The sequence below is a fragment of the Microbacterium sp. 2RAF4 genome, assembly GCF_052115285.1.
Lineage (GTDB): Bacteria > Actinomycetota > Actinomycetes > Actinomycetales > Microbacteriaceae > Microbacterium > Microbacterium oxydans.
Genome location: NZ_JBFRGI010000002.1, coordinates 455658 through 481369, shown reverse-complemented (window position 1 = coordinate 481369; position 25712 = coordinate 455658). Strand labels below are relative to the sequence as shown.

General features: G+C 67.7%; 27 protein-coding genes. 11 read left to right on the top strand and 16 right to left on the bottom strand.

Annotation, left to right across the window (positions count from 1 at the left end; all coding sequences use genetic code 11):
• Window position 1: 1 nt before the first annotated feature.
• Entirely contained in the window at window positions 2-1663 is a 1662-nt protein-coding gene (locus AB4070_RS06445; protein WP_441979384.1) for an amidohydrolase, read from the top strand.
• A gap of 71 nt (window positions 1664-1734) precedes the next feature.
• Here AB4070_RS06445 and AB4070_RS06440 read toward each other — a convergent pair whose 3' ends face one another.
• Window positions 1735-3123: an aspartate aminotransferase family protein gene (locus AB4070_RS06440; protein ID WP_441979383.1), complete on the bottom strand. Its 1389-nt coding sequence runs from the start codon at window positions 3121-3123 to the stop codon at window positions 1735-1737.
• 17 nt (window positions 3124-3140) lie between these two features.
• Window positions 3141-4625 carry a CoA-acylating methylmalonate-semialdehyde dehydrogenase gene (locus AB4070_RS06435; protein ID WP_441979382.1) on the bottom strand — a complete coding sequence of 495 codons (1485 nt, stop codon included), beginning with the start codon at window positions 4623-4625 and terminating at the stop codon, window positions 3141-3143.
• A gap of 102 nt (window positions 4626-4727) precedes the next feature.
• Here AB4070_RS06435 and AB4070_RS06430 point away from each other — a divergent pair, with 102 nt between their 5' ends.
• Window positions 4728-6275, top strand: a complete 1548-nt coding sequence (locus AB4070_RS06430) for a PucR family transcriptional regulator ligand-binding domain-containing protein (RefSeq protein WP_441980555.1) — start codon at window positions 4728-4730, stop codon at window positions 6273-6275.
• A gap of 25 nt (window positions 6276-6300) precedes the next feature.
• Here AB4070_RS06430 and AB4070_RS06425 read toward each other — a convergent pair whose 3' ends face one another.
• From AB4070_RS06425 to AB4070_RS06400, 6 genes are all read right to left on the bottom strand, one after another.
• Window positions 6301-7695, bottom strand: coding sequence for an aspartate aminotransferase family protein (locus AB4070_RS06425; protein WP_441979381.1), 1395 nt, complete (start codon window positions 7693-7695; stop codon window positions 6301-6303).
• Window positions 7692-8159: an Lrp/AsnC family transcriptional regulator gene (locus AB4070_RS06420; protein WP_045263434.1), complete on the bottom strand. Its 468-nt coding sequence runs from the start codon at window positions 8157-8159 to the stop codon at window positions 7692-7694. Before AB4070_RS06420 ends, AB4070_RS06425 begins: the two co-directional genes overlap by 4 nt.
• A gap of 82 nt (window positions 8160-8241) precedes the next feature.
• On the bottom strand, window positions 8242-9399 hold the full coding sequence (locus AB4070_RS06415) for an acyl-CoA dehydrogenase family protein (protein WP_441979380.1): 1158 nt from the start codon (window positions 9397-9399) through the stop codon (window positions 8242-8244).
• Window positions 9396-10154, bottom strand: coding sequence for an alpha/beta fold hydrolase (locus tag AB4070_RS06410; RefSeq protein WP_441979379.1), 759 nt, complete (start codon window positions 10152-10154; stop codon window positions 9396-9398). The genes AB4070_RS06415 and AB4070_RS06410 overlap by 4 nt, the downstream gene beginning before the upstream one ends.
• 62 nt (window positions 10155-10216) lie before the next feature.
• Entirely contained in the window at window positions 10217-11131 is a 915-nt protein-coding gene (locus AB4070_RS06405) for a sugar kinase (RefSeq protein ID WP_441979378.1), read from the bottom strand.
• A complete protein-coding gene (locus tag AB4070_RS06400) occupies window positions 11128-12291 on the bottom strand; it encodes an MFS transporter (protein WP_441979377.1) in 1164 nt (387 codons plus the stop codon). Before AB4070_RS06400 ends, AB4070_RS06405 begins: the two co-directional genes overlap by 4 nt.
• A 436-nt stretch (window positions 12292-12727) precedes the next feature.
• On the opposite strand from AB4070_RS06400, the gene nrdH reads away from it, so the two are divergent.
• Genes nrdH through nrdF form a run of 4 tightly spaced genes read left to right on the top strand, consistent with a single transcriptional unit; the run spans window position 12728 to window position 16571 of the window.
• Window positions 12728-12961, top strand: coding sequence for a glutaredoxin-like protein NrdH (nrdH, locus tag AB4070_RS06395; RefSeq protein ID WP_045263439.1), 234 nt, complete (start codon window positions 12728-12730; stop codon window positions 12959-12961).
• 6 nt (window positions 12962-12967) lie between these two features.
• Window positions 12968-13402: a class Ib ribonucleoside-diphosphate reductase assembly flavoprotein NrdI gene (nrdI, locus tag AB4070_RS06390; RefSeq protein WP_045263440.1), complete on the top strand. Its 435-nt coding sequence runs from the start codon at window positions 12968-12970 to the stop codon at window positions 13400-13402.
• On the top strand, window positions 13399-15543 hold the full coding sequence (nrdE, locus tag AB4070_RS06385; RefSeq protein WP_441979376.1) for a class 1b ribonucleoside-diphosphate reductase subunit alpha: 2145 nt from the start codon (window positions 13399-13401) through the stop codon (window positions 15541-15543). The genes nrdI and nrdE overlap by 4 nt, the downstream gene beginning before the upstream one ends.
• 50 nt (window positions 15544-15593) lie before the next feature.
• On the top strand, window positions 15594-16571 hold the full coding sequence (gene nrdF, locus AB4070_RS06380) for a class 1b ribonucleoside-diphosphate reductase subunit beta (protein ID WP_045263442.1): 978 nt from the start codon (window positions 15594-15596) through the stop codon (window positions 16569-16571).
• Window positions 16572-16631: 60 nt separating this feature from the next.
• Here nrdF and AB4070_RS06375 read toward each other — a convergent pair whose 3' ends face one another.
• Window positions 16632-17642: a hypothetical protein gene (locus AB4070_RS06375; RefSeq protein ID WP_441979375.1), complete on the bottom strand. Its 1011-nt coding sequence runs from the start codon at window positions 17640-17642 to the stop codon at window positions 16632-16634.
• A 91-nt stretch (window positions 17643-17733) separates the two neighbouring features.
• Here AB4070_RS06375 and AB4070_RS06370 point away from each other — a divergent pair, with 91 nt between their 5' ends.
• A complete protein-coding gene (locus AB4070_RS06370) occupies window positions 17734-18234 on the top strand; it encodes a GNAT family N-acetyltransferase (protein ID WP_441979374.1) in 501 nt (166 codons plus the stop codon).
• Between the two features lie 6 nt (window positions 18235-18240).
• On the opposite strand, the gene AB4070_RS06365 is transcribed toward AB4070_RS06370, so the two are convergent.
• Window positions 18241-18852 (bottom strand): flavodoxin family protein, encoded by a 612-nt coding sequence (locus AB4070_RS06365; protein WP_441979373.1) that lies wholly within the window; start codon window positions 18850-18852, stop codon window positions 18241-18243.
• A 90-nt stretch (window positions 18853-18942) separates the two neighbouring features.
• Between AB4070_RS06365 and AB4070_RS06360 the strand changes: the two genes are divergently transcribed.
• Window positions 18943-19146, top strand: coding sequence for a hypothetical protein (locus tag AB4070_RS06360; protein WP_028503256.1), 204 nt, complete (start codon window positions 18943-18945; stop codon window positions 19144-19146).
• A 21-nt stretch (window positions 19147-19167) separates the two neighbouring features.
• Here the strand turns inward: AB4070_RS06360 and AB4070_RS06355 are convergent, their stop codons facing one another.
• From AB4070_RS06355 to AB4070_RS06340, 4 genes are all read right to left on the bottom strand, one after another.
• Complete coding sequence (locus AB4070_RS06355; RefSeq protein ID WP_441979372.1) at window positions 19168-20742, bottom strand: amino acid permease; 1575 nt, start codon at window positions 20740-20742, stop codon at window positions 19168-19170.
• Between the two features lie 169 nt (window positions 20743-20911).
• Window positions 20912-21514, bottom strand: coding sequence for a GNAT family N-acetyltransferase (locus AB4070_RS06350; protein WP_441979371.1), 603 nt, complete (start codon window positions 21512-21514; stop codon window positions 20912-20914).
• An 8-nt stretch (window positions 21515-21522) separates the two neighbouring features.
• Window positions 21523-21915, bottom strand: a complete 393-nt coding sequence (locus AB4070_RS06345; RefSeq protein ID WP_441979370.1) for an ImmA/IrrE family metallo-endopeptidase — start codon at window positions 21913-21915, stop codon at window positions 21523-21525.
• Window positions 21916-21959: 44 nt separating this feature from the next.
• Window positions 21960-22334, bottom strand: coding sequence for a helix-turn-helix domain-containing protein (locus tag AB4070_RS06340; RefSeq protein WP_441979369.1), 375 nt, complete (start codon window positions 22332-22334; stop codon window positions 21960-21962).
• A gap of 94 nt (window positions 22335-22428) precedes the next feature.
• On the opposite strand from AB4070_RS06340, the gene AB4070_RS06335 reads away from it, so the two are divergent.
• From AB4070_RS06335 to AB4070_RS06325, 3 genes are all read left to right on the top strand, one after another.
• Window positions 22429-22659 carry a helix-turn-helix domain-containing protein gene (locus AB4070_RS06335; protein ID WP_441979368.1) on the top strand — a complete coding sequence of 77 codons (231 nt, stop codon included), beginning with the start codon at window positions 22429-22431 and terminating at the stop codon, window positions 22657-22659.
• A gap of 73 nt (window positions 22660-22732) precedes the next feature.
• Window positions 22733-23662 carry an aldo/keto reductase gene (locus tag AB4070_RS06330; RefSeq protein ID WP_441979367.1) on the top strand — a complete coding sequence of 310 codons (930 nt, stop codon included), beginning with the start codon at window positions 22733-22735 and terminating at the stop codon, window positions 23660-23662.
• Between the two features lie 39 nt (window positions 23663-23701).
• A complete protein-coding gene (locus AB4070_RS06325) occupies window positions 23702-24082 on the top strand; it encodes a PLDc N-terminal domain-containing protein (RefSeq protein WP_441979366.1) in 381 nt (126 codons plus the stop codon).
• On the opposite strand, the gene AB4070_RS06320 is transcribed toward AB4070_RS06325, so the two are convergent.
• Together AB4070_RS06320 and AB4070_RS06315 are read right to left on the bottom strand one after the other, a co-directional pair.
• Window positions 24079-25065: an epimerase gene (locus AB4070_RS06320; RefSeq protein ID WP_441979365.1), complete on the bottom strand. Its 987-nt coding sequence runs from the start codon at window positions 25063-25065 to the stop codon at window positions 24079-24081. The genes AB4070_RS06325 and AB4070_RS06320 overlap by 4 nt on opposite strands.
• Complete coding sequence (locus AB4070_RS06315) at window positions 25062-25691, bottom strand: DUF4166 domain-containing protein (protein WP_441980554.1); 630 nt, start codon at window positions 25689-25691, stop codon at window positions 25062-25064. The genes AB4070_RS06320 and AB4070_RS06315 overlap by 4 nt, the downstream gene beginning before the upstream one ends.
• Window positions 25692-25712: the final 21 nt, after the last annotated feature.

The following is a 25712-nucleotide window of genomic DNA, read 5'->3' as shown; positions in this document are numbered from 1 at the left end:
TATGGTGTTCGCAGATCTGGTGTTCACCGCCGGCACGCGAGGAGGACGGGTGTTCCTCGCGGACGCTGCGCGATCGACCGTACATGCCGTCGCCGTCACGAACGGCCGCATCAGTGCAGTGGGACACGACGTCTCGGCGCTGGTCGGCCCGCACACCGAGGTCGTCGACCTCGACGGCGGGCTCCTGGTGCCGGGGTTCCAAGACGCGCATGTGCACCCGGTGTGGGGTGGGTTGGACATGCTCCGCTGCGACCTCGCCGAGCTGTCGACGCGCGAGGAGTACCTCGATCGCATCGCCGCCTATGCGCAGGAGCATCCCGACGACGAGTGGATCCTGGGCGGTGGATGGCAGATGTCGGCATTCCCCGGAGGCACACCGACGGCGGAAGACCTCGACTCCGTCGTGCCCGACCGCCCGGCATTCCTGCCCAACCGCGACGGCCATGGCGCCTGGGTCAACTCCCGTGCGCTCGCGCTCGCCGGCATCACGCGCGAGACGGTCGATCCAGCGGACGGACGGATCGAGCGCGACGCGAACGGCGCACCGAGTGGCACGCTGCACGAGGGTGCGATGGGCCTGGTCAACAGGCTGCTGCCGACGGAGGCGCCCGAGCGGCTCGTGGAGGCGCTCCTGCAAGGGCAGCGCCACCTGCACTCCTACGGCGTGACGGCGTGGCAGGACGCGATCGTCGGCACCGAGTACGGAGACGCGGGCGACCCGCTGCCCGCGTACCTGACCGCGGCCGCATCGGGTTCGCTCACCGGTCGCGTCGTGGGTTCGCTGTGGTGGGACCGGTCGCGCGGCCTGGAGCAGATCGACGACATCGTGCGGCGTCGCGACGAGAGCACGGTCGGGCGGTTCCGGGCACGCAGCGTGAAGATCATGCAGGACGGCGTCGCGGAGAACTTCACCGCGGCGATGCTGGAACCCTACTGCGACGGCCACGGGCATCCGCGCGAGGACTCCGGGATCTCGTTCGTCGAACCCGAGCTGCTCAAGGAAGCGGCGACGCGGCTCGACGCCCTCGGATTCACGCTGCACTTCCACGCGATCGGCGACCGCGCGGTGCGGGAGTGCCTGGATGCGGTCGAGGCCGCGCTCGTGCGCAACGGACCCCGCGGGAACAGGCACCACATCTCCCACATCCAGGTCGTGCACCCAGACGACATCCCCCGGTTCCGGGCGCTCGACGTCACGGCCAACATGCAGATGCTGTGGGCGACGCTGGAGCCGCAGATGGTCGAGCTCACCATCCCGTTCCTCGGGGAGCAGCGCTCGGCGTGGCAGTACCCATTCGGCGACCTGCTGCGCTCGGGGGCTGCGCTCGCCGCGGGAAGCGACTGGTCGGTGAGCACACCGAATGCGATGGCCGCGATCCACGTCGCGGTGAACCGTCGTTCCGCGCCGACCGAGTGGGAGGGTGACTACCCCGCGTTCCTGCCGGAGCAGGCGATCGATCTCGCGACCGCGCTCGTGGCGTACACCGCGGGCTCGGCGCGCGTGAACCACCTCGACGACACCGGCACGATCGCGGTGGGGATGCGCGCGGACCTCGCTCTGCTCGACCGCGATCCGTTCGAGCATCCCGTCGACGAGATCGGCCTGACCGAGGTGCGCGGTACCTGGGTCGAAGGGGAGCGGGTGTACGACTCCGCGGAATGAGGCGCCGGACGGCCCGCACACGAAACCCCGACGACATCGCGTCGCCGGGGTTTCGTGTCGTGTGCTCGGGGTCAGCGTGCAGCAGCCTCGTCGGTCACGGAGAGCGCCTCGTCGAGCACGTCGAGCCCGCGCACCAGCTCCTCCTCGCTGATCACCAGCGGCGGAGCGATGTGCATGCGGTTGAAGTGCGTGAACGGCCAGACCCCGGCCTTCTTGGCAGCCGCGGCGAAGGCACCCATGGGGGCGGCATCCGCCCCCGAGGCGTTGAACGGCACGAGGGGCTCGCGCGTCTCCTGGTCGCGCACGAGTTCGACGGCCCAGAACAGCCCGAGACCGCGTACGTCGCCGACGCTCGGGTGCTTCTCGACCCAGCCGCGCACGGTCGGCTCGACGATGCGGGTGCCGAGGTCGCGCACGCGCTCCAGGATGCCGTCACGACGGAACACCTCGAACGTGGCGACGCCGGCCGCGCAGGCGAGCGGGTGGCCGGAGTAGGTCAGTCCGCCCGCGAAGGGCATCGTGTCGAAGGCGCTCGCGATGCGGTCGGAGATCACCACGCCGCCCAGCGGGACGTAGCCCGAGTTCACGCCCTTCGCGAAGGTGATCAGGTCGGGGCTGGCATCGAACGCGTCGATGCCGAACCACTCGCCGAGCCGGCCGAAGCCGACCATGACCTCGTCTGCGATGTACACGATGCCGTAGCGGTCGCACAGCTCCCGGACACCCTGCAGGTAGCCGGGCGGCGGAACGAGCACGCCGTTGGTGCCCACCACCGTCTCGATGATGATCGCCGCGATGGTCTGCGGACCCTCGAGCTGGATCGTCTGCTCGAGGTGTGCGAGAGCCCGCTCCGCCTCCTGTTCCGGGGTCTCGGCGTGGAACGGCGAGCGGTACAGGTACGGTCCGAAGAAGCGTACGGCCCCGGAGTCGACCGTGTCGTTCGCCCAGCGCCGCGGGTCGCCGGTGAGCGAGATCGCGGTCGAGGTGGAGCCGTGATAGCTGCGGTACATCGACAGCACCTTGCGGCGCCCCGTGAACTGGCGGGCCATGCGCACCGCGTACTCGTTGGCCTCGGCGCCGCCGTTGGTGAAGAACACCTTCTCCAACCCCTCAGGTGCGACCTCCGCGATCAGACGGGCGAGCTCGCCGCGCACGTCGTTGGCGATGGAGGGCTGGATCGTCGCGAGGCGCCCGGCCTGCTGCTGGATAGCGGCGACCAGGTCGGGGTGCTGATGGCCGAGGTTGAGGTTCACGAGCTGGCTCGAGAAGTCGAGGTAGGCGTTGCCCTGGTAGTCCCAGAAAGTCGATCCCTCGCCGGCGGCGACGGGCAGCGGGTCGATCAGGCCCTGCGCGCTCCAGGAGTGGAACACGTGGCCGCGGTCGTCCGCACGCACCTGGGCTTCGGCTTCGGGGGCGGGCAGCGGGTGCGCGATCCCGTGTCGGTCGGTGTAGTTCGTCATCGTCATCGCTCCTCGGATCAGTGGTTGCTCGGGAAGCCCAGGTCGATCTGGGAGGGGGTGTGGTCGGGCCAGCGCGTGGTGACGACCTTGGAGCGCGTATAGAAGTGCACCGATTCGGGACCGTAGATGTGCGAGTCGCCGAACAGCGAGTCCTTCCATCCGCCGAACGAATAGGCACCGATCGGCACGGGGATCGGCACGTTGACGCCGACCATGCCGACCTCGATGTCGAACTCGTACTGACGGGCCGTGCCCCCGTCGCGCGTGAAGATCGCGGTGCCGTTGCCGTAGGCGTTGGCGTTCACGAGGGCGACCGCGTCGGCGTAGGTGTCGACGCGGACGACCGCCAGCACCGGGCCGAAGATCTCGTCGTCGTAGACCTTCATGCCGGGGGCGACCTGATCGATCAGGCTGACTCCGAGGAAGAAGCCCTCCGAGTCGAACTCCTTCTGCGCGCCGTCGACGACGACCTTCGCACCCTCGGCCTCGGCGCCCGTCACGTAGGAGGCGACCTTGTCGCGGTGCTCGCGGGTGATGAGCGGACCCATCTCGCTCGCCGCATCGGTGCCCGCACCGATCGTGAGGCCCCCGATGCGGTCGGCGATCGCCGTGACGAGGTCGTCGGCGATGTCGCCCACCGCGACAAGCACGGAGACGGCCATGCAGCGCTCCCCGGCAGAGCCGTAGGCGGCGGAGACCGCGGCGTCGGCTGCCGCGTCGATGTCGGCGTCGGGCATCACGACCATGTGGTTCTTCGCGCCGCCGAGGGCCTGCACGCGCTTGCCGGCAGCCGAGGCGCGCTGGTAGATCGAGCGGGCGATCGGCGTGGAGCCGACGAAGCTCACCGCGTTGACGCGCGGGGAGTCCAGGATCGCGTCCACGGCCTCCTTGTCGCCGTGGACGACGTTCAGCACGCCGTCGGGAAGCCCGGCCTCCTGGAACAGCTTGGCGATCCAGACGGAGGCGGACGGGTCCTTCTCGCTGGGCTTCAGGACGACCGTGTTCCCGCAGGCGATGGCCGAGGCCACCATCCACAGCGGCACCATGACCGGGAAGTTGAACGGGGTGATCGCCGCGACGACGCCGACCGGCTGCTTGACCGAGTGCACGTCGACGCCGCGGGCGACCTGCTCGCTGCGCTCGCCCTTGAGCAGGTGCACGAGGCCGGCGGCGAACTCGACGTTCTCGATGCCGCGCGACACCTCGCCCGCAGCATCCGAGAGCACCTTTCCGTGCTCGCTCGTCACGATCGCGGCGAGCTCGGGGGTGCGCTCCTTGAGCAGCTGTCGCAGGCGGAAGAACACATCAGCGCGCTTGATCAGGCTCGTCTCGCGCCAGGCGGGGAGGGCGGCGGCTGCCGCAGCGATCGCGGATTCCACCTCGGCGGTGGAGGCGAAGGCGACCTGCTTCGACACCTGGCCGGTGGCGGGGTCGAAGACCTGGCCGGTGCGGGCCGCTTCGGCGGTCTCCGCTCCGTTGATGACGTGACGGACGATGTCCACGATGTTCCTCCGAGGGCTGAAGAATGCGCCGTTCGAACACTCTGACCGGTGTCCGATAGGCTTGTGCTCCTCAATGATCACAGAGCCGAGGAGCTGGTCGTGATGTCAGAACGTCAGAACTTCCGCTCCATCCGGACATATCGTCCGACTCGTGGCGACGCCCTCCTCACGGTCGCCGACGTCCTCGCGGAGCCCGTGCTGCAGGCGGGCGCGCCGGAGGTGATCGTCGGCGGTGGGGCGCTCGATGCCGCCGTGCGCTGGGTGCACGTGTCCGACAGCGCCGGTGTCGCCCGTCTGCTCGACGGCGGGGAACTCCTGCTCAGCACCGGGGCCGGCTGGCCGACCGGTCCCGCAGAGCTGCGTGCTTTCGCGGTCGGGCTGCACCAGGCCGGGGTCGCGGGTATCGTGGTCGAGCTCGGCTCGGGCCAAGCGCGCATCCCGGAGGCCGTCGTCGAGGTGTGCACGGAGCGCGGGCTCGCATTGATCGCACTGACCAGCGAGGTCAAGTTCGTCACGGTCACGGAGACAGTGCACCGTGCTCTGATCGCGGCGCAGACCATTGCCCTGCGCGAACGCCAGCACCTGCACGAGCTCTTCACGGCGCTGAGCCTGCGGGGAGCCCCGGCCGACGTCGTCGTCGCGGAGACGGCGAGGGCGCTCGGCGCACCCGTCGTGCTGGAGAACCTGGCGCGTGAGGTGATCGCGCACGAGACCCTCCGGATGCCGGTCGCGGAGGCGCTGGGGAAGCTGCGCTCGGCCGACCGTGTGCCCGTACAGGCGCGCGGCGTGCGGTGGGGGACCCTCCTCGCACTCCCCGGACCTGCGCATCCTGCCGGCCGGCTCACGGTGCTCGAGCAGGGAGCCACGGCCCTCGCCTTCGGATGCCTCGCGGACGGCGGTGATTCCGAGTGGTCGCTGCTCGCGCAGCGCGGCCTCATCGACGACCTGCTCGGCGCCCGCTTCGCGAGTCCGGATGACATCCAGGCCCGACTCGCGACCAGCGGTTTCGTGCTCGCGGGGCGGCACTGCCACGGCATCGTGGCACGCGGCACGGAGCCTGCGGTGCACCTCGCGCACCGCGCGGCCAACCTCGGGGTCGCGGTCGTCGCCGCGCGGGTGGGTGACGACGATGTCGCACTGCTGTCGCTGCCGGCATCAGCTCCGCTGACGGATGCGCTCGTCACGAGTCTCGTCGGCCCCGACCGCACGGTCTTCGTCGGACCCCCTGCGGATGACGTGCTGGGACTGCTCGCCTCGCTTCGGGCCGCGCGCGATCTGGCGGCGAGCGACCGTTCGGACAGCGGTCCCCGCGTACGGCGCGTCGACGACCGTCCGCTGGAGCGGTTCGTCGCCTCGCTGCGCGACGACCATCGCCTTCTCGCGCACAGCGAGCGGATGCTGGCGCCGGTCGTGGCGTATGACCGGGAGCGCCGAGGCGACCTGATCGACGTGCTGTCGGCGCTCGTCGCGCACCCCGGGAATCGATCAGCTGCGGCGAACGCCAGTCACCTCTCGCGATCGGTCTTCTACCAGCGCCTCACGTTGATCGGTGACCTGCTGGACGTAGACCTCGACGACGGGGAGACGCTCGCCGCGCTCCACCTCGCGCTGCTGGCGAGACGGAGTGCGACGCCCGTGGCCCGATCCTGACTCCTCGCCGTCGTGGCCGCGACGGTCAGAGCACGGACTGCGCGCGGGTCAGCACATCTCGCAGGATCTGCTCGATCTCGCGGAACTCGGACGGCCCGACCGTGAGCGGCGGGGCGAGCTGGATCACGGGGTCGCCACGGTCGTCGGCGCGACAGTACAGCCCGGCCTCGAACAGGGCGGGGGAGAGGAAGCCGCGCAGCAGCCGCTCGGACTCGGCATCGTCGAAGGTCTCCTTCGTGCCCTTGTCCTTCACGAGTTCGATGCCGAAGAAGTAGCCGTCGCCGCGCACGTCGCCGACCAGCGGCAGGTCGAGCAGCTTCTCGAGCTCTGCACGGAACAGCGGGGAGTTCTCCCGTACGTGGGCGTTCAGTCCCTCTTCGTCGAAGATCGCGAGGTTCTCCAGCGCCACCGCGGCCGACACCGGGTGTCCGCCGAACGTGTAGCCGTGCGGGAAGGACAGATCGCCCTTCGAGAACGGCTCGTAGATGCGGTCGCTGACGATCGTCGCGCCGATGGGGGAGTAGCCGCTGGTCATACCCTTGGCGCACGTGATCATGTCGGGCACATAGCCGAGACCGGTGCACGCGAAGGTGTGGCCGAGACGTCCGAAGGCGCAGATGACCTCGTCCGAGACGAGCAGCACGTCGTGGCGGTCGCAGATCTCGCGCACCCTGGCGAAGTAGCCGGGAGGGGGCGGGAAGCATCCGCCGGAGTTCTGCACCGGTTCCAGGAAGACCGCGGCGACCGTGTCGGCGCCTTCGAAGAGGATCATCTCCTCGATGCGGTCGGCCGCCCACCGTCCGAACGCTTCGAGGTCGTCGGCGGGTCCGCCCATCTCGGCCGCGCGGTAGAAGTTGGTGTTCGGCACACGGAAACCGCCGGGGGTGACCGGCTCGAACATCGACTTCATCGCGGGGATGCCGGTGATCGCCAGGGCTCCCTGCGGCGTGCCGTGGTAGGCCACCGCGCGCGAGATCACCTTGTGCTTGGCGGGCTTGCCCTGCAGCTTCCAGTAGTGCTTGGCGAGTTTGAACGCGGTCTCGACCGCCTCGCCTCCGCCCGTGGAGAAGAAGACCTTGTTGAGGTCGCCCGGCGCCTCGTCGGCGAGACGGTCCGCCAACTCGATGGCGGCCGGGTGCGCGTACGACCACAGGGGGAAGAACGCCAGCTCGGAGGCCTGCGCCGCCGCGGCCTCGGCCAGCCGGCGTCGACCGTGGCCGGCGTTCACCACGAAGAGGCCGGCGAGCCCGTCGAAGTACTCCTTGCCCTTGGCATCCCAGATGCGGTGACCGTCGCCCTTGACGATGATGGGCACGCCCGACTCGGCCATCGTCGACTGCCGGGTGAAGTGCATCCAGAGATGGTCCTTCGCCATCGTCTGCAGTGCGGACTCGGAAGGGGTGGTGCGTGCGGTGCTCATCTGGTCCCCCAGTTGTAGAGCTGCTTCTGCAGCTTGGCGTAGATGAAGGTTTCGGTGGAGAGGACGCCGTCGATCGGACGGATGACGTCGTTGATCAGCGCGAGCAGGTCGTCGTCGTCCTCGCAGACCACCTCGGCGAGGACGTCGAAGGAACCGACCGTGATCACGACGTAGTCGACGGCATCGATCGCGGCGATGGCCTCGGCGACGCGGCGTGCGTCACCGGAGACCCGCACGCCGATCATGGCCTGGCGGTGGAAGCCCAGCTGCATCGGGTCGGTGACGGCGACGATCTGCATCACGCCGGACTCGGTGAGCCGCTGCACGCGCTGGCGCACGGCAGCCTCGCTCATCCCGACGGTGCGGCCGATCTCGGAGTACGAACGACGTCCGTCCTCCTGGAGCAGCTCGACGATCGTCTTCGAGACCGCATCGAGGGAAGGGTGCTTCTTCGCCGGACTCATGGTGCGATCCTCGCACTCCACGATGCGCTGAGCAACCGATTTCGTGGAATCTGGCTATTCGTCCAGCGGAATCGGCAAGATATCAGCTCTCGAGCGGGCCCAGCCACGCGCTCGCCGCCGTAGAGTGCGCGGACTCGGGGTCGGAGGGGTGGAACGCCCCGGCCAGGACGTCGCGGTAGAGGCGCGAGAGTTCATTGGCCGAGAAGTACGACCCACCGCCGGCGACGAGCATCGCCTCGTCGACGACGTGCTTCGCCATCGTGATCGCCCGGTGCTTGACCCCGGAGAGCTGGGGGAACCACCGCGCGCCGTGATCGACGCGCTCATCCACATCGCGTGCGAGCGCGGCGATCTGCGGAGGCAGCGCGTCGTAGGCGATGGCCATGTCGGCGATGCGCCAGCGGATGTCGGGATCCTGGCTGTACGCGAGCCCGGTCTTCTTCGAAAGCCGCTTCTGCGCCGTGGCCACCGCGAGCTCCAACGCTCGCCGGGCGATCCCCGTGTAGACGGAGGCGAGCAGGATCTCGAAGACGGAGAAGATCCCGAACACTATCGGGTCGGGGCTGGGGCCTGGATCGATGCGCCGCACGACGTGGGCGGCGTCAGCCGGCGCGCCGTTCAGCCGGGTGGTCCGGCTCTGGGTGCCCCGCATGCCGAGGGTGTCCCAGTCGTCGGAAGTCGTGACGGCATCCGTGCGCTCCACGAAGGCGAACACGAGCTTCGGGGCATCGGAGCTGGTGGTGTCGAGACCGTGCAGGCCCAGGCGCGTCCAGACCGGGGCGAGGGAGGTGAAGATCTTCGTCCCCGTGAAGGAGTAGCCGCCATCCCCGTCCGGCACAGCCGTGGTGTCGCTGCCGAACAGCACCAGGTCGTTGCCGCCCTCGCTGATGCCGAACGCGAAGACCTCGCCCGCGACGGCGCCGTCCTGCACGAACTCGAGGCCGGGGACTCCGCGATCGGAGAAGACCTTCGCGACGCCCGTCCACACGAGGTGCATGTTGATGGCCAGGGCTGTCGCCGGGGCCGCGCCAGCCAGGCGCTGCTGCAGGATCGCGGCCTCGGCGAGCCCGAGTCCCGCGCCACCGCGCTCTCGCGGCACCAGTATCGACAGGTACCCGGCAGCCCGCAGCTCGTCCAGGTCCTGCTGGGGGAAGGTGTTCTCGCGGTCGTGGATCGGCGCGCGCTCGCGGATGCGCTCGAGGAGGTCGTCGGGAAGGAATGCTGCGGGATCGAATGTCATGCCAGTGCCTCCAGAAGCTGCCGTACCGATTCCTCCGGGCGGTCGCGGTGCAGGGAGTGCCCTGCGCCCTCGACCACCGACAGGGAGATGAGGGGGTTCGCGGCGAGCACCTCGTCGGCGAGATCTCCCGTGAAGATGCTGTAGACGGCGGGGTCCGCGCCGATCACATGCGTGGGGACCGTCAGGCGTGCGGCTTCTGCGCGCACGTCCCACGGTCGATTCTGGGCGCTGGTCTGTTCCACGGCCCACGCGCTCGCACGCCGCACGGCGTCGATCTTGAGTTCCTGATCCTGCGGATGCCAGTGCGGATGCTCCTGCTGCACGACCTCGAGTCGGGTGTCGGCGAACGCGCGTTCCTGGCTCCGGCGGATGATCGCGGCATCGCGACCGTCGACGTGGATCGCCGGGTCGATGAGCACGAGGCGCCGGGTCCACTCCGGATTCGAGGCTGCGGCGACCGTGCTGGCCGCACCGCCGAGCGAGTGACCGATGACGGCGTCCCAGGCGCTGTCGCCATCGGGGGCGGTCTCGGCGAGGTCGGCCCCGTAGGCGGAGACCGAGTAGTCGAGGGAGCGCGGAGCGTCGCCGTGGCCGCGGAGGTCGACGGCGGTCGCGTGCCAGCCCGCGTCGGCGAGTGCGTCGCCGAGGCGCCACATCAGCGCGCCGGAAGACCCGAGACCGTGGACCAGAAGGGCGCGACGGGAGGCCGACGGCGACCCCCACGAGAGGCGGGGAAGAGTGAGCGGTGCGGCCATGCCACCAGCCTACGACCGGGGACGTGCCGGGGTCCCTGGAGCGCGCAGTCTCGCGCGCGCGATCAGCGCAGCGGTACCAGAGGCGGGAGGTCGGCGGCGATCTTCAGCACGCGCTCCGCAGCCGCGTGACCGGCGGAGAGGCGGGAGGTGAGGTCTTCTCCGTCGAGGGTCGCCGCGAGGAAACCGGAGGCGAAGGCATCCCCGGCGCCGACCGGCTCGACGACGTCGACCACGGGGGCGGGTACGAAGACAGGCTCGGCTTCCCCCTCGAACGCCGTGGCGCCGACATCGCCGTCCTTGACGATGAGCAGGGCACAGTTCGGCAGGAACGCGCGGATCTCTGCCGCCGTGACCGTGCCCCAGATGCGCTCGGCCTCATCACGGCCGACGAAGGTGATGTCCGCGGCATCGGCGAGGCGGGCCAGGGTCTCGGCGGCGTCGTCCCTGCTCCACAGGGGACGACGGTCGTTCACATCGAAGGACACGAGGGCGCCGGCTGCGCGTGCGTCGGTGAAGAGCCGGTCGACCATCTGTCGGCACGAGGCCGACAGTGCGGGTGTGATCCCGGTGGTGTGCACGATGCGCACCCCGTCGAGACGGGAGGGGTCCAGGAACCCCTGCTCCATGCGCGAGGCGGCTGATCCGCTGCGGTAGTAGTAGACGGAGGAGGACTCCGCGCCCGGGTCCTTGAACATGACCCCGGTCGGGGCGGCGTCGTCGCGCTCGACCCACAGCTCCACCCCGCGGCGCTCGAGCTCGGAGGCGACGCGGTCTCCGAGCGGATCGGCGCCGAGGCGGGATGCCCAGGCGACGCGGTGTCCCGTCGAGGCGACGCCGGCGGCCACGTTGGACTCCGCGCCGGCGAGTCCGACCGACGCCTCGGCGGCGTCGGCGAGCCGGGAGTCGGTCGGGGTGATCAGCGCCATGGTCTCGCCGATGCAGACGATCTCGGGGAAGGAGGAGGAGGGAGAGCTCATGAGGGGGTGACCGCCAGGGGTTCGGTGTCGGGGTGCGGGCTCGCGTCGCGGTGACGCAGGTCGGGAAAGGAACGGACGAAGACGACGGCCACGATCAGTCCGACCGCGGCGAAGATGGTGGCGGCGAGGTAGGCGCCGCGCCAGTCGCCCACATCCACGAGGAATCCGGCGACAGCGGAACCGGCGGCGGCCCCGATGAGCTGCCCGGTGCCGGCCCAGCCGAAGGCCTCGGCGGTCTCGCTGAACTTCACGCTGGCCGAGGTGATCGCGAAGAGCACGGCCAGGGCGGGCGCGATGCCGATACCGGCGAGGATGAGCGTGCCGCCGAGCCAGAACACGTTGAGCATGACCATCGTCAGCCCGAGGCCGATCGTGACGATCAGCAGGCGGCGCGCCATGGCCCAGGGGCCGATGGGGATGTGGCCGAAGGCGAGACCGCCGGCGAGGCTTCCGGCCGAGAACACGGCGAGGACGAGTCCGGCGGCGAGGCTTCCGTGTTCGAAGGTCGCCACGACGCCGACCTCGACGGCGGCGCAGGCTCCGATCAGGAGGAACCCGATCACGGTCGCCAGCATCACGGGCGGCTTGAGCACGACTTTTCCGAGGGCGTTGCGGCTGCGCGGGATGCGCACCCGCCCGACCTCGGGGGAGAGGATGAACCACGCGCCGCCGCCGACGAGGATGATCGCGACCAGCAGCAGACCCTCGGCGGTGCCGACCTGAGTCGAGACGAGGGTGATCACGACGGGCGCGAGCACCCAGATGATCTCCTGCAGCGACGCGTCGAGGGAGAACAGCGGGGTGAGGTTCGAGGAGTTCACGAGCTTGGGGTAGATCGTGCGCACGGCGGCCTGCACCGGCGGGGTGGAGAGACCGGCGATCATCCCGAGCGCCATGTACCCCGGCACCTCGAGCGGAAGCAGAGCCAGACACAGCACGGCGATCACGCACACCGACAGGGTGAGCGTGAGCACCCGACGCATGCCCCAGGCGCCCATCCAACGGCTGGTGATGGGGCCGGCGATCGCCTGACCGACGCTGGTCGCGGCGAGGACGAGCCCCGCGGACCCGTAGGACCCGGTCTGCTGCTCGACGTGCAGCAGGATCGCCAGCGACATCATCCCGTTGGGGAAGCGCGCGGTCAGTTGAGCAGCGATCATGCGCGCCACTCCCGGCGTGCGAAGAAGATCCCGATATCCCGCCACCAGACAACGGTACCGGCCCGCGGGGTCGGTCGCGGAAGGGGCCGATCCGCGACACGCCCGCGACACGCCGAAGGGTGAATTCCACAGGAATCCGAATGTCGGTGGGGCGTCGTAACGTCCCCCCTGTGGATGGATCGCTCACAGGGGGTTCCCAGCCGCGATTTCACGCGGTTCGCGTGCCTTCGGAAGGAGGCTCGGCCTGTGGAAGAAACGGTGGAGAACCTGTGTTGTATCTGTTGAGAACGGTGGATAACTACACGGATGTAACTACTACCCCTTGTGGTCGCCCCCAATGTCGGTCCCCATATGTAGTATTGAAGTCCCGGCAGGGGGTCTACCGGGAAACAGCCTGATGAGAAGCAGGCCAGAGATTTGAGGGGTTACGAAAAAGATGTCGATCACGGTCTACACCAAGCCTTCCTGCGTTCAGTGCAACGCCACCTACCGTGCCCTGGATGCCAAGGGAATCGAGTACGAGGTCCTCGACCTGTCGGAAGACCCGACGGCGCTCGAGCAGGTCAAGGCGCTCGGCTACATGCAGGCACCTGTCGTCGTCACCGACGAGGGCCACTGGTCGGGCTTCCGTCCCGACAAGATCGACGAGCTCGCGTCCCGTCTGGCGTGACGCACCATGAGCGCCGTCGCGACCGCAGCGCCGCTCCTGGTCTACTTCTCGAGCGTCTCGGGTAACACCGCGCGGTTCATCGAGAAGCTCGGGTTCCCGTCCCGACGCATCCCCCTCCACCGGAACGAAGAAGACCTCGTCATCGACGAGCCTTTCGTGCTGGTCACCCCCACCTACGGAGGGGGAGCGGGGCGCGGCGTCGAGAAGGGCGCCGTTCCGAAACAGGTGATCCGGTTTCTCAACGACGAGCGCAACCGACGCCACATCCGCGGAGTGATCTCCGCGGGGAACACCAACTTCGGCGATGCCTTCTGCCTCGCCGGCGACATCATCAGCCGCAAGTGCCACGTGCCTCACTTGTATCGGCTCGAGATCTTCGGCACACAAGACGATGTGGATCGCGTGAGCGACGGATTGGAACGACGGTGGCAGCTTCAGTGACCGAGACAGTGGCATTCAAGGCGAACCCCTCCTACGAGGGTCTCGACTATCACGCCCTCAACGCGATGCTCAACCTGTACGACGCGAACGGGAAGATCCAGTTCGACGCCGACAAGCGCGCCGCGCGGGAGTACTTCCTGCAGCATGTGAACCAGAACACGGTGTTCTTCCACTCGCTCAAGGAGCGCCTGGACTACCTCGTGGAGAAGGAGTACTACGAGGGTGCCGTCATCGAGAAGTACTCGATGGAGTTCATCCAGAAGCTCAACGACCTCGCCTACGGCAAGAAGTTCCGCTTCGAGACGTTCCTCGGAGCATTCAAGTACTACACGAGCTACACGCTGAAGACGTTCGACGGCAAGCGCTACCTCGAGCGCTTCGAGGACCGCGTCGTCATGACCGCCCTCGGTCTCGCCGATGGCGACGAGAAGCTCGCCGTCGCCCTCGTCGAGGAGATCATCTCCGGCCGCTTCCAGCCGGCGACTCCGACCTTCCTCAACGCGGGCAAGGCTCAGCGCGGCGAGCTCGTCAGCTGCTTCCTCCTGCGCATCGAAGACAACATGGAGTCGATCGCCCGCGGCATCAACTCCGCGCTGCAGCTCTCCAAGCGCGGCGGCGGCGTCGCACTCCTGCTGTCGAACATCCGCGAGTCGGGTGCGCCGATCAAGCAGATCGAGAACCAGTCCTCTGGCATCATCCCGGTCATGAAGCTCCTCGAAGACAGCTTCAGCTACGCCAACCAGCTCGGTGCACGTCAGGGCGCGGGCGCGGTGTACCTCAACGCGCACCACCCCGACATCATGCGCTTCCTCGACACCAAGCGCGAGAACGCCGACGAGAAGATCCGCATCAAGACGCTGTCCCTCGGCGTCGTCGTCCCCGACATCACGTTCGAGCTCGCCAAGAACGACGAGGACATGTACCTGTTCTCGCCGTACGACGTCGAGAAGGTCTACGGAGTTCCGTTCGGCGACATCTCGGTCACCGAGAAGTACCGCGAGATGGTCGACGACCCGCGCATCAAGAAGACCAAGATCAACGCGCGCGAGTTCTTCCAGACCGTCGCCGAGATCCAGTTCGAGTCCGGCTACCCGTACGTCATGTTCGAAGACACGGTGAACAAGGCCAACCCGATCAAGGGTCGGATCAACATGTCCAACCTCTGCAGCGAGATCCTGCAGGTGAACACGCCGACCACGTACAACGACGACCTGTCGTACGACAACATCGGCAAGGACATCTCCTGCAACCTCGGCTCGATGAACATCGCGCTGTCCATGGATGCCGACGACCTCGGCCAGACCGTCGAGACCGCGATCCGTGCACTGACCGCGGTCAGCGACCAGAGCCACATCGGCTCGGTGCGCTCGATCGAGGACGGCAACGACCGCTCCCACGCCATCGGCCTGGGCCAGATGAACCTGCACGGCTACCTCGCTCGCGAGCACGTGTACTACGGCTCCGAAGAGGGCATCGACTTCACGAACATCTACTTCTACACGGTGCTGTTCCACGCGCTGCGGGCGTCGAACAACCTCGCCATCGAGCGCGGCACGGCGTTCGACGGGTTCGAGGACTCGACCTACGCGTCGGGGGAGTTCTTCGACAAGTACATCGACCGTGCCTGGGTTCCCGAGACCGAGAAGGTCAAGGAACTCTTCGCCGGCAAGCACATCCCGACGCAGGACGACTGGGTCGAGCTGAAGGCGTCGATCCAGAAGCACGGCATCTACAACCAGAACCTGCAGGCGGTGCCGCCGACCGGCTCGATCTCGTACATCAACAACTCGACGTCGTCGATCCACCCGATCGCGTCGAAGATCGAGATCCGCAAGGAAGGCAAGCTCGGCCGCGTCTACTACCCGGCGGCGTTCATGACGAACGACAACCTGGAGTACTACCAGGACGCGTACGAGATCGGCTACGAGAAGGTCATCGACACGTACGCTGCGGCCACGCAGCACGTCGACCAGGGTCTGTCTCTGACGCTGTTCTTCAAGGACACCGCCACCACGCGTGACATCAACAAGGCGCAGATCTACGCATGGCGCAAGGGCATCAAGACGATCTACTACATCCGTCTGCGTCAGCTGGCGCTCGAGGGCACCGACATGGCCGAGTGCGTCTCGTGCATGCTCTGACCTGTTGCTGACCTGAGAACGCGGCCGAACCCCGAGGAACGACGAAGAAAATGACTCCCGAAAGACTCAAGCTGGTCTCCAGCGTGCAGGCGATCAACTGGAACCGTATCCAGGACGACAAGGACCTCGAGGTCTGGAACCGTCTGGTGAACAACTTCTGGCTGCCGGAGAAGGTGCCGCTGTCGAACGACGTGCAGTCGTGGAACACGCTCACCCCCGACGAGCAGCTGCTCACCATGAGGGTGTTCACGGGGCTCACGCTCCTCGACACGATCCAGGGCACCGTCGGTGCGGTGTCGCTGATCCCCGACGCGATCACGCCTCACGAAGAGGCCGTGTACACGAACATCGCGTTCATGGAGTCGGTGCACGCGAAGAGCTACTCCTCGATCTTCTCGACCCTCGCGTCGACGAAGGAGATCGATGAGGCGTTCCGCTGGTCCACGGAGAACCCGAACCTTCAGAAGAAGGCTCAGATCATCATGGACTACTACCAGGGCGATGACCCGCTCAAGCGCAAGGTGGCCTCCACCCTGCTGGAGTCGTTCCTGTTCTACTCGGGGTTCTACCTGCCGATCTACTGGTCGTCGAAGGCGAAGCTGACGAACACGGCCGACCTGATCCGCCTCATCATCCGTGACGAGGCCGTGCACGGCTACTACATCGGCTACAAGTTCCAGAAGGGGCTCGAGAACGAGACCCAGGCGCGTCGCGATGAGCTCAAGGACTACACGTTCTCGCTCATGTACGAGCTCTACGACAACGAGGTGCAGTACACGCAGGACCTCTACGACGGTGTCGGCCTGACCGAAGACGTCAAGAAGTTCCTGCACTACAACGCCAACAAGGCTCTGATGAACCTGGGCTACGAGGCGATGTTCCCCTCCAGTGTCACGAACGTGAACCCGGCCATCCTGTCGGCGCTCTCGCCGAACGCGGATGAGAACCACGACTTCTTCAGTGGGTCGGGCTCGTCGTACGTCATCGGCAAGGCCGAGGCCACGGAAGACGACGACTGGGACTTCTGAGAAAGTCGTCTCGGCAGACTCCCGTCGTAAGTCGGGTGAAGTTGGAGAGGAGTCGTGGGATCACTCGATCCCACGGCTCCTCTCGTCGGCCAGGCGGGCGCGTCGATCCTCCTCACGCTTCGAGTAGGTGGCGGCGCGGATCGCGTCGTCGGATTCCAAACCCGTGCCCAGAGCCCCGCCGAGCGTCGCAGCCGACGCGACGAACCACGTGAGCACGAAGAGATCCTCGACGCCGACCGTCCGGCCGAGCGCTTCGCTCATCACCGTCGTATCGAGCACGAAGAGCGCCCAGGCCAGATTCACCACGTACAACGCCAAGTAGCAGATGATGATGCCGATGGTCAGCGTCAGCAGCGTCGAGGTGTTGTAGAGGCGGGATCTCTCGCGCGCCTGCGACGAGTCGTCGTCCGGGCGGTCCCAGAGCCTGCCGTCGATCACGATCCAGGCGATGAGGATCCCGATGGAGGCAACGGTCGCTGCTGCCAGGCGCCAGCCGGACAGCGAGATGGCGAGCGACCACACCGTCGGCTCGATCGTCGCCACGGCCCCGGTGGCCAGTGCGGCGACCAGTGCGGATTTGAGACCGGCCGCGAGAAGCCACGGACGGTTCGCCAGCACCATGCCCCGCAGCACGCGCCCCCGGGCGCTGAGGCGGGGAAGCGGCAGACGTTGCTCCTCGGGCGAGGCGGGGGCAGCCATCCCGCTGACGAGCCCGCGCACTGCGTGGCGGGCCCTGCTCTGCACCCGGTACCCGCCCAGCGCGGGCAGGGACAGCACCGCGGCCTGGCGTCGAGGATCGATCGCCGCCAGCAGATAGCGACCGTCGTCTTCGCGAAGCGGGAGCTCGGTGACACCGACGACGAGGTCCCACCGATTCTGCTCGGCGTGCGCGCGGAGCCGTTCGAGGGCGACGTCGACGTCTTCGGATCCGAGGGTGAACGGCTCGCTGAGGAGTTCGATGATCCACCCGTCGGCCTGCGCGGCGACCGGCGGTGTGAGATCGGTCATCCGACGCGCGACGACGGTGGGCGAAGCCGGGTCCGCCACGAGCCCCACTCGGATCGGCACCATCTCCGCAACCTACACCTCTCCCGAGAACACCGCACGGGAGCGAACTGATCATCGCCCTGTTGATGTCGGCGGCCCGTGGCAAGATCCGTGCATGGAAACTCTCAGACTCCGGACCTGGTCCGAGAACGACCTCGAGCTGCTGCATGCCGCCAACACCCCGGAGATGACCGCGCACCTCAACGGGCCGGAGACCGACGACCAGATCATGGAGCGCCACGCCCGCTACTTGCGCCTGGTCGCCTCCGGAGAAGCGCGGATGTTCGTCGTCGAAGACGAGGAGGGGATGTCGCTCGGGTCGATCGGCTACTGGCCGGTCGTGTGGAGGGATGAGCCGGCATGGGAGACCGGATGGTTCGTCCGACCCGAGGCGCAGGGGAGCGGGGTCGCATCGACCGCCCTCGCCCTCCTGATAGCGGACGCCCGTGCGCACCCCGAGCCGCGGCGCTTCCTGATGGCCTGTCCCGCGATCGAGAACTCCGCCTCCAACGGAGTCTGTCGGCGTAACGGCTTCACCCTGCACGGCACGGTCACGGACCAGTTCCGTGGCGCCGAGATGACCGTGAACGAATGGGCCCTCGACCTCACGGCCTGATCGACGTCATTCGGCGGGGTACTTCTGCGCCTTGAGCAACCGCGCCAGATGAGCGGCGTTCCTGGTGGAAGTGCTGATCGCGGACGCGACCTTCTCCGGAGTCTCCTCGAGGTCCTTGTAGTCGGTGGTGTGCATCGCCTCGCCGTTCCAGTAGACCGAGCTCTGCGCGGGTACCGTGAACCCGACGTCGTTCAGCGACTGGAACAGGATCGCCGCGATGTGGTGGGCACCGTCCTCGTTGCCCACCACCCCGGCGATGGCCACCTTGTCGAACAGGATGGGACGGCCGTCCTCGTCGGTCTCGCCCAGCTCGGCGTCGAGGCGCTCGAGCACGCGCTGCGCGACACTCGAATGCTGACCCATCCAGGTCGGCGTGACGAAGACCAGGATGTCGGCGTCGAGCACCTGCTGACGGATCCGCGGCCATTCGTCACCGTCGCCCATGTCCTTCTCGACCCCAGGGCTCAGCGAGAAGTCGACGGCGCGCACGAGGTCGCCGGTGACATCGTGCTCTGCCAGGGCGTCGAGGAGCTGCGTCGCGAGGAGATCGGAGCTGGACGACGCGGGAGACGGCTTGAGCGTGCAGGAGATGGCGACGGCGGTGAGCGGAGTAGTCATGCTCCGAGCACACCAGACATCGAAGAACGTGCACAGGGGGTTTCCCAGTCCGGGCTATCCTGGTAGACGGCACCGACGACAGGAGATCCCGTGATCCTCAGCTTCCTCTTCTTCATGATCCTCTTCATCGGAGGCATCTTGCTGATGGGCATCTCCTTCGGGCTGCCGGCGTTCCAGGCGCTCGCCTTCTGCGGTGGACTTCTGCTGGTCACGCTGGCGCTCGCCTTCATCTTCCGTCAGGGCGGCTCGGCCACTCGTCGCTCGAACAACTGGTCGGGCAACGCCACCGAGTAACCCTCGCGGCGCGTCGTCGCCTCAGGGCTTCTTGCGCCGCAGTGCTTCCGCTGCCTGGCGCCCGGCGACGACCGGCAGAACGCCGGTGAAGCCTTCCCGGGCCCGAGCTGCCTCGGCGATCTTGCCGCGTGCGGCGAACCATCCGACGACGAGTGCCGGGACGAGCAGCACGAGCGACGCCAGCACCCAGCGCCCGGTCTCGGAGAAGCCCATGGACACCAGCACGAACAGCAGGAACGCCAGGGTCAGATAGCCCGTGTAGGGGGCGCCGAACATCCGGAACGAGGGGCGTTCCACCAGTCCTCTCTTCGCGAGAGTGTGCATCTTCAGCTGGCACAGGATGATCGTCGCCCAGCCGCCGATGATGCCGATCGCTGAGACCTCCAGCACGATCTCGAAGGCCTGTGAGGGCCAGAGGGCATTGATGCCGACCCCGATCAGCGTGATCGAGGCGGTGAGGAGGATGCCGCCGAAGGGGACGCCGTTCGCGCTCATCCTCGCCGTGAAGCGAGGCGCCGAGCCGTTGACGGACATGGATCGCAGAATGCGACCAGTGGAGTAGAGGCCCGCGTTGAGGCTGGAGAGCGCTGCGGTGAGGACGACGAAGTTCATGACCGACCCGGCGACCGCTCCGGTGTTCGGCGAGCCGATGTGGGAGAAGAAGGTGACGAAGGGCGACTCCCCGGCCTTGTACGTGTCGAACGGCAGCAGGAGCGAGAGCAACAGGATCGAGCCGACGTAGAAGACCGCGATCCGCACCACGACGGTGTTGATCGCCTTGGGCATGACCTTCGCGGGCTCGGACGTCTCGCCGGCGGCGGTGCCGACGAGTTCGATCGACGCGTACGCGAACACGACACCCGAGATGGCGAGTATCGGGGCGAAGTAGCCCATCGGGAACAGACCGCCGTTGTCGGCGATGACGGCGATCCCGGTGACTCCGAGATCCGTGGTGCCGTTGAAGATGATGAAGCAGGTCCCGACCACGAGGAAGACCACCAGAGCAGTCACCTTGATCATCGCGAACCAGAACTCCATCTCGCCGAACAGCTTCACGCTGACCAGGTTGAGCGTCAGCACGACGACCAAAGCGACGAGGGCGATGAGCCATTGGGGGACGGTCTGCAGCGGCTCCCAGTACTGCGCCCAGAACTTGACGTAGAGCGCGGCGGCCGTGACGTCGACGATCGAGGTCATCGCCCAGTTCAGGAAGTACAGCCAGCCGCTCGCGAACGCCAGCTTCTCACCGTAGAACTCCCGTGCGTACGAGACGAAGGAGCCCGAGGAAGGGCGGTGCAGGACGAGCTCGCCGAGCGCGCGGAGGATGAGGAACGCGAAGAAGCCGCAGAGGGCGTAGACGAGGATGAGTGCGGGGCCGCTGGATGCGAGACGCGCGCCTGCACCCATGAACAGTCCCGTGCCGATCGCGCCGCCGATCGCGATCATCTGGATCTGGCGAGGCTTGAGCGTCTTGTGATACCCCGCCTCCTCGTTGGAGAAGTCTGCGACCGCGAGGGTGCGGTCACCCGTGAGCTCGCGTTCGTTCTCGCGTGCGTCTTCGGGGTCGAGGGGGACGCGGGATGTGGGGTCGGCCATGCGATACCTCTCCGAGCGAAGAGACGCGGACGCGATCTGCGCCCGGCGTCCTGTGCGAGTTGCTGCACAGACTCCATGAATCATGGCGGCGATCGCGGTCGAGGACACGCATCCGGCGAGGATTCTCGCGCAAAGTACCGGTATGGGATCCGGCGTCCCGCTGTCGTCCTCAGCGTCGTCTGGCGAGTCTCGCCTCGAGGTTCGCCCTGACTGCAGGCCACTCCGGTTCGATGATCGAGTACTCCACGCTGTCGCGCAGCGCGCCGTTGCGGTAGCGGCTCATCGCCCGCATGACCCCGTCCTGCTTCGCGCCGAGGCGCTCGATCGCCGCCCGCGACTGGAAGTTGACCCACTGCGTGGTGAGGCCGACGCGGAAGACTCCGAGCGTCTCGAACGCGTGGCGCAGCAACAGCAGCTTGGACTCGGCGTTCGTGCCCGAGCCATGCGCAGACGGTCGATTCCAGGTGAAGCCGATGTGCAGCCGGGGCACGTCGGCCACGATGTCGTAGTACGAGGTGAGCCCGAGGATGCGACCGGTGGCGTCGACGGTCGTGAAGGGGACCATCTCGCCCTTCTCGATGAGGCCGATCCGTCGCTCGACCTCCGCCGCCACGCCGTCGGGTGCGGGGACCGAGGTGTACCACGCCGTCTTCCAGAGGTCACCCTCCTGCACGGCCTCGATCAGTCCGTCGATGTGCGATCGATCGAGCGGACGGAGTTCCACGAGTTCGCCGGTGAGGGTGACGGGGGAGGGGGCGACGAGGAAGGTCATGCCGATATTCAACCAGCAGCGACGAGGAGCCTCTGACGCAGCAGGCGCTGGTAGGCCTCGACCAACTCGATCGTGACGTCCAGCTCGAACGCGAGGCTCGCGAGGTGCGGCCCGCGCACCTCCTCTGCCTCGGCATACGCCCGGGAAGTGATGAGGCGGGACGCCGCCCATTCGTCGGCTTGACGCTCCTGCTGCGTTCGTGCGGCCGACGTCGTGGCGGGGAAGTGGCCGAGGCAGGCATGCCCCAGCTCATGGGCGAGCACGCTGCGGGTCGTGCGGGCGCTCATCCCCGGAGCGAGGCGGATCGTGCGCGTCGTGGGGTCGTAGCCCCCGCGGGTGCGGCCGGACCGCTCGACCACGCGCACCCGCTGCGCGTCGGCGAGGCGGAGGAGCTGGTGCATTCTCTCCTCCTCGTGCCGTCTCAGGGGCGGAAGCCGGGATCGGCCTACTCGTAGAGGTCGTCGGTGTCGGCGTCGTGCCGGACGCCGGATTCGAAGGCGACCTCACGGCTATCTTCGCGGAGGCCGGCGACATCGGGGGTGCGCCGGATCGGCGTGATGCGCGCTGTCGTCTCGCCGTCCGCTCTGAGGCGTTCTTCGGCGCGGGCGAGCAGGACATGGGGTACGACACCGAGGTCTGCGCAGACCGCGTAGACGACGGGTACCGGGATCGCTCGCTTGCCCGTCACGTAGTTGTCGAGTGCACTTCGGGCGATGCCGATGCTGCGCGCCATCGCGGCGATGCTGCTCCGCGAGGCGGCGATCTCCGCGCGCATCTGGCGACCGACGGCCTCGTTGAACTCCTCTGCAGGTGTCTTCACCCGGCTCACCATAGCAGCGCGGCGACGCCAGAATGCTGCCATTCTGGCCCATTCGACCCCCATGCGTGTCCGTTCGTGGCGCTAGTGTAGGCGTATGGGGACGGAATTGCGTCATTTGCTGGCATCGGAAGTCGATGGGGCCCGGTTTCATGCCGGGGTGTCCTTCTCCGAGCTGTCAGAGCGATCGGGTATCGGCCCGGACGCCCTGGGGGAGCTTCTCGACGGCAGGGAGGACTTCACGGTCGTCGACCTCGTGCGTATCGCCGATGTGCTCGGCATCCCGGTCACTGCGCTTCTTCCGGGAGCGGCAGACGACGGCTCCTGATGGTGGCAGCTGACGGCTCCTGACGGTTTCTGTGCCGGAGCGCAGCGTCCGTGCCGGGCGATAGCGTGGTGGCATGAAGACAGTGTCGTTCGGATCGTCCACCGCCCCCGCCGTGATCGCCGGCATGATGCGCATCGACGCCAAGGACGACGCGCACATCCGCCGCCTCTACGACACGACCAGGGCTGCGGGCATCGACTTCTTCGACCACGCGGACATCTACGGCGGCAGCATGCACCACTGCGAGTCGCGGTTCGCCGAGGCGCTGCAGCTCACCTCTTCCGAGCGCGATGAGATCGTGCTGCAGACGAAATGCGGCATCGTGCCGTCGCAGGGCATGTTCGACTTCTCCTACGAACACATCGTGACCCAGGTCGAGGGTTCGCTCGCTGCTCTGCGGACCGACCGCCTCGATGTGCTCCTGCTCCACCGCCCCGATGCGCTCGTCGAGCCTGAGGAGGTCGCCCGCGCGTTCGATGACCTGGAGAGCGCGGGCAAGGTCAGGGCGTTCGGCGTCTCGAACCACACACCGCGGCAGATCGATCTGCTCCGCACTGCAGTCCGGCAACCGCTGGTGGCGAATCAGCTCCAGCTGTCGATCACGCACGCACCGATCATCGCGCAGCCGGTCGCTGCCAACATGGCCGGCCATGACCAGAGCCTGGTGCGCGACGGCGGCGGCATCGTGGAGTACTGCCGCATCAACGGGATCACGATCCAGGCGTGGTCGCCGTTCCAGGACGGTTTCTCGCACGGCGTGTTCCTCGGCAACCCCGTGTACGCGCAACTGAATGCCGTGATCGATCGCCTCGCGGCGGTGCACGACGTCACCCCGATCGCCATCGCGACCGCCTGGATCACCCGCCACCCCGCCGGCATGCAGGTGGTCCTCGGAACCACGACGCCCGAGCGGGTGCGGGACGCGGCAGTCGGTGCCGATGTCGCGCTCACCCGGCCCGAGTGGTACGAACTGTTCCGTGCGGGTGGACACCTGCTTCCGTAGACCCCTGCGGTCCGTCGCGGCGTCGTCTACCCTGAACTCATGTCGTTCCTGTTCTCGCTCCTCGTCATCGCCCTGATGATCGGCGCGCTGATCGACATCATCACGCGGGACAGCTCGCTGGTGAAGTTCCTGCCGAAGCTGGCGTGGATCATCATCGTGATCCTGCTGCCGCTGATCGGCGGCCTGCTCTGGTTCGGTCTCGGCCGTGAGTACGGGGAGTCCGGCATACAGATGCCGCGGATGCGACGAGCTGAGCGGCCCGCGGCTCCGACCGATGTGCGTCCGGCGCCGCCGAGGGACACGAGAACCACCGAGCAGCAGATCGCCGACCTCGACCGTGAGATCGAGGAGTGGCGGCTGCGCCAGGAGATCGAGAAGAAGCGCGGGGCCGACGGCGACGCGCCCGCCGGCAGCTCCTAGGCGGCAGGCAGTCGCTGCTCTGTCGGCGGGAGGTCGAAGGACTCGCGGATCGCGTCCTCCAGGAACGGGTATCGGAATTCGAACCCGGCCGCTGTGAGCTTCTCCGGCAGCACCCACCGGCTCTTCAGGATCAGCTCGGTCTCGGTGCGCATGCCGATGGCTCCGAGCTCCAGCATCCATCGGGGCATCGGAATCCCGATCCGCGCCCCGAGGGTCCGCCGTACCGTCGCCATGAACTCGACGTTGTCCACCGGATGCGGAGACGCGGCGTTGACGGGGCCTTCGAGCGCTGGACTCCGCTCGAGGAAGTCGACGATGCGCGCGACATCCTCGATGTGCACCCAGCTGAAACGCTGGCGGCCACGACGCGCGCCGGGGAGATGCCCCGTGCCCGCCGCGCGCCGAGCCGTGCTGACCGGCCATCGCCCGTCGTACTGGGACCCGCCGAGCCCGAACCGCGCCAGGTCTCTCACCGGGCCGAGCACGCCGCCGTGACCGAGCACGATCGTGCTGCGCAGGGCGACGCGGCGAGTGGCGGGGAGCTCGTCGGAGAACAGCGCCTTCTCCCACGCCTTCGCGACCTCGACCGAGAATCCGCGGCCGATCTCGCCCGTCGATTCCGTCATCGGACGATCCTCCGCGTGACGGTAGATCGTCGCCGTCGAGGAGTTGATCCAGAGCGCGGGCGGTGCGGAGGATCGGGTGATCGCGGTGCTCAACGACGCCGTGGTGTCGAGGCGGGAGCGGAAGATCTCCGCCCGGTTCTCCGGGGTGTAACGGCAGTTGACGCTCTTGCCGGCCAACCCGATCACGAGGGCGGCGCCGTCGACGGCGCGGTCGATCTCCACCTGATCGCCCCAGCGGATGTCGGCGCCCGAACGTGAGATCGTGACGACCTCGCGCCCCTCCGCCCGGAACCGGGGCACGAGGAAGCGGCCCATGAACCCGGTGGAACCGCCGATGACGACCCGTCCTGTGCTCATGCGGTCTGCTCCTTCTCGTGGTGCTGGATGCGATAGGAGAAAACTCCTCGATACTCGTACACGCGGCCGAGGAGCGGCGCATCGACGGTCAGGGTCATGCGCTGCCGATTAAGGGCGTCGTCGAACCGCTCGGTGAGTCGGATGACAGGTGCCACAGGCCGGGGGATCCGCACTCGCAGGCGACCGAGACGGAGTCCGACGGCTCGGCTCGTCAGATGCAGTGCGCCCTGACGCACCTCGACGTCGAAGCAAGCCGCGATGAGGCCGGGTTCGCCGAGTTCGTCGACGACGCGACCGTGACGGGTGAGTGCGACGGCGTCTCGCATGGTCCACGTGCCGCGGGCGAAGAAGAAGGTCCGTTCACTGAGTGCTCTGGACGCGATGGTGCGGTTCTCGACGCGGAACGGCACGTCGCGCTCCCACCCCGCGGCGACCACGCCGCGTCGTTCGAGGAGCCGGAGGAAGGGCCACAGCCATCGACGCGGAGTGCCCACACGCTCGAACACCCCCTCGCCGATGCCGGTCGCTCCATCCGGGATCGGTGCGAAGTACAGGCGCAGTCGGGGGTGCAGGTCGGTCATGCGCTCGCCGAGTGCTCGGGCGTACGGGGGCTGCGGCACGGGCATCACGGTTCGAGCCTAGCCCCG

What these genes read in the sequence shown, in the direction of transcription:
- AB4070_RS06320 (WP_441979365.1), bottom strand. Translation starts at nt 25,065, where the DNA reads ATGAGCACAGGACGGGTCGTCATCGGCGGTTCCACCGGGTTCATGGGC.
- AB4070_RS06445 (WP_441979384.1), top strand. Translation starts at nt 2, where the DNA reads ATGGTGTTCGCAGATCTGGTGTTCACCGCCGGCACGCGAGGAGGACGG.
- nrdF (WP_045263442.1), top strand. Translation starts at nt 15,594, where the DNA reads ATGACTCCCGAAAGACTCAAGCTGGTCTCCAGCGTGCAGGCGATCAAC.
- AB4070_RS06430 (WP_441980555.1), top strand. Translation starts at nt 4,728, where the DNA reads ATGTCAGAACGTCAGAACTTCCGCTCCATCCGGACATATCGTCCGACT.
- AB4070_RS06410 (WP_441979379.1), bottom strand. Translation starts at nt 10,154, where the DNA reads ATGGCCGCACCGCTCACTCTTCCCCGCCTCTCGTGGGGGTCGCCGTCG.
- AB4070_RS06415 (WP_441979380.1), bottom strand. Translation starts at nt 9,399, where the DNA reads ATGACATTCGATCCCGCAGCATTCCTTCCCGACGACCTCCTCGAGCGC.
- AB4070_RS06400 (WP_441979377.1), bottom strand. Translation starts at nt 12,291, where the DNA reads ATGATCGCTGCTCAACTGACCGCGCGCTTCCCCAACGGGATGATGTCG.
- AB4070_RS06365 (WP_441979373.1), bottom strand. Translation starts at nt 18,852, where the DNA reads ATGACTACTCCGCTCACCGCCGTCGCCATCTCCTGCACGCTCAAGCCG.
- nrdH (WP_045263439.1), top strand. Translation starts at nt 12,728, where the DNA reads ATGTCGATCACGGTCTACACCAAGCCTTCCTGCGTTCAGTGCAACGCC.
- AB4070_RS06405 (WP_441979378.1), bottom strand. Translation starts at nt 11,131, where the DNA reads ATGAGCTCTCCCTCCTCCTCCTTCCCCGAGATCGTCTGCATCGGCGAG.
- AB4070_RS06325 (WP_441979366.1), top strand. Translation starts at nt 23,702, where the DNA reads ATGTCGTTCCTGTTCTCGCTCCTCGTCATCGCCCTGATGATCGGCGCG.
- AB4070_RS06315 (WP_441980554.1), bottom strand. Translation starts at nt 25,691, where the DNA reads ATGCCCGTGCCGCAGCCCCCGTACGCCCGAGCACTCGGCGAGCGCATG.
- AB4070_RS06375 (WP_441979375.1), bottom strand. Translation starts at nt 17,642, where the DNA reads ATGGTGCCGATCCGAGTGGGGCTCGTGGCGGACCCGGCTTCGCCCACC.
- AB4070_RS06440 (WP_441979383.1), bottom strand. Translation starts at nt 3,123, where the DNA reads ATGACGAACTACACCGACCGACACGGGATCGCGCACCCGCTGCCCGCC.
- AB4070_RS06350 (WP_441979371.1), bottom strand. Translation starts at nt 21,514, where the DNA reads ATGACCTTCCTCGTCGCCCCCTCCCCCGTCACCCTCACCGGCGAACTC.
- nrdI (WP_045263440.1), top strand. Translation starts at nt 12,968, where the DNA reads ATGAGCGCCGTCGCGACCGCAGCGCCGCTCCTGGTCTACTTCTCGAGC.
- AB4070_RS06335 (WP_441979368.1), top strand. Translation starts at nt 22,429, where the DNA reads ATGGGGACGGAATTGCGTCATTTGCTGGCATCGGAAGTCGATGGGGCC.
- AB4070_RS06370 (WP_441979374.1), top strand. Translation starts at nt 17,734, where the DNA reads ATGGAAACTCTCAGACTCCGGACCTGGTCCGAGAACGACCTCGAGCTG.
- AB4070_RS06425 (WP_441979381.1), bottom strand. Translation starts at nt 7,695, where the DNA reads ATGAGCACCGCACGCACCACCCCTTCCGAGTCCGCACTGCAGACGATG.
- AB4070_RS06330 (WP_441979367.1), top strand. Translation starts at nt 22,733, where the DNA reads ATGAAGACAGTGTCGTTCGGATCGTCCACCGCCCCCGCCGTGATCGCC.
- AB4070_RS06420 (WP_045263434.1), bottom strand. Translation starts at nt 8,159, where the DNA reads ATGAGTCCGGCGAAGAAGCACCCTTCCCTCGATGCGGTCTCGAAGACG.
- AB4070_RS06345 (WP_441979370.1), bottom strand. Translation starts at nt 21,915, where the DNA reads ATGCACCAGCTCCTCCGCCTCGCCGACGCGCAGCGGGTGCGCGTGGTC.
- AB4070_RS06355 (WP_441979372.1), bottom strand. Translation starts at nt 20,742, where the DNA reads ATGGCCGACCCCACATCCCGCGTCCCCCTCGACCCCGAAGACGCACGC.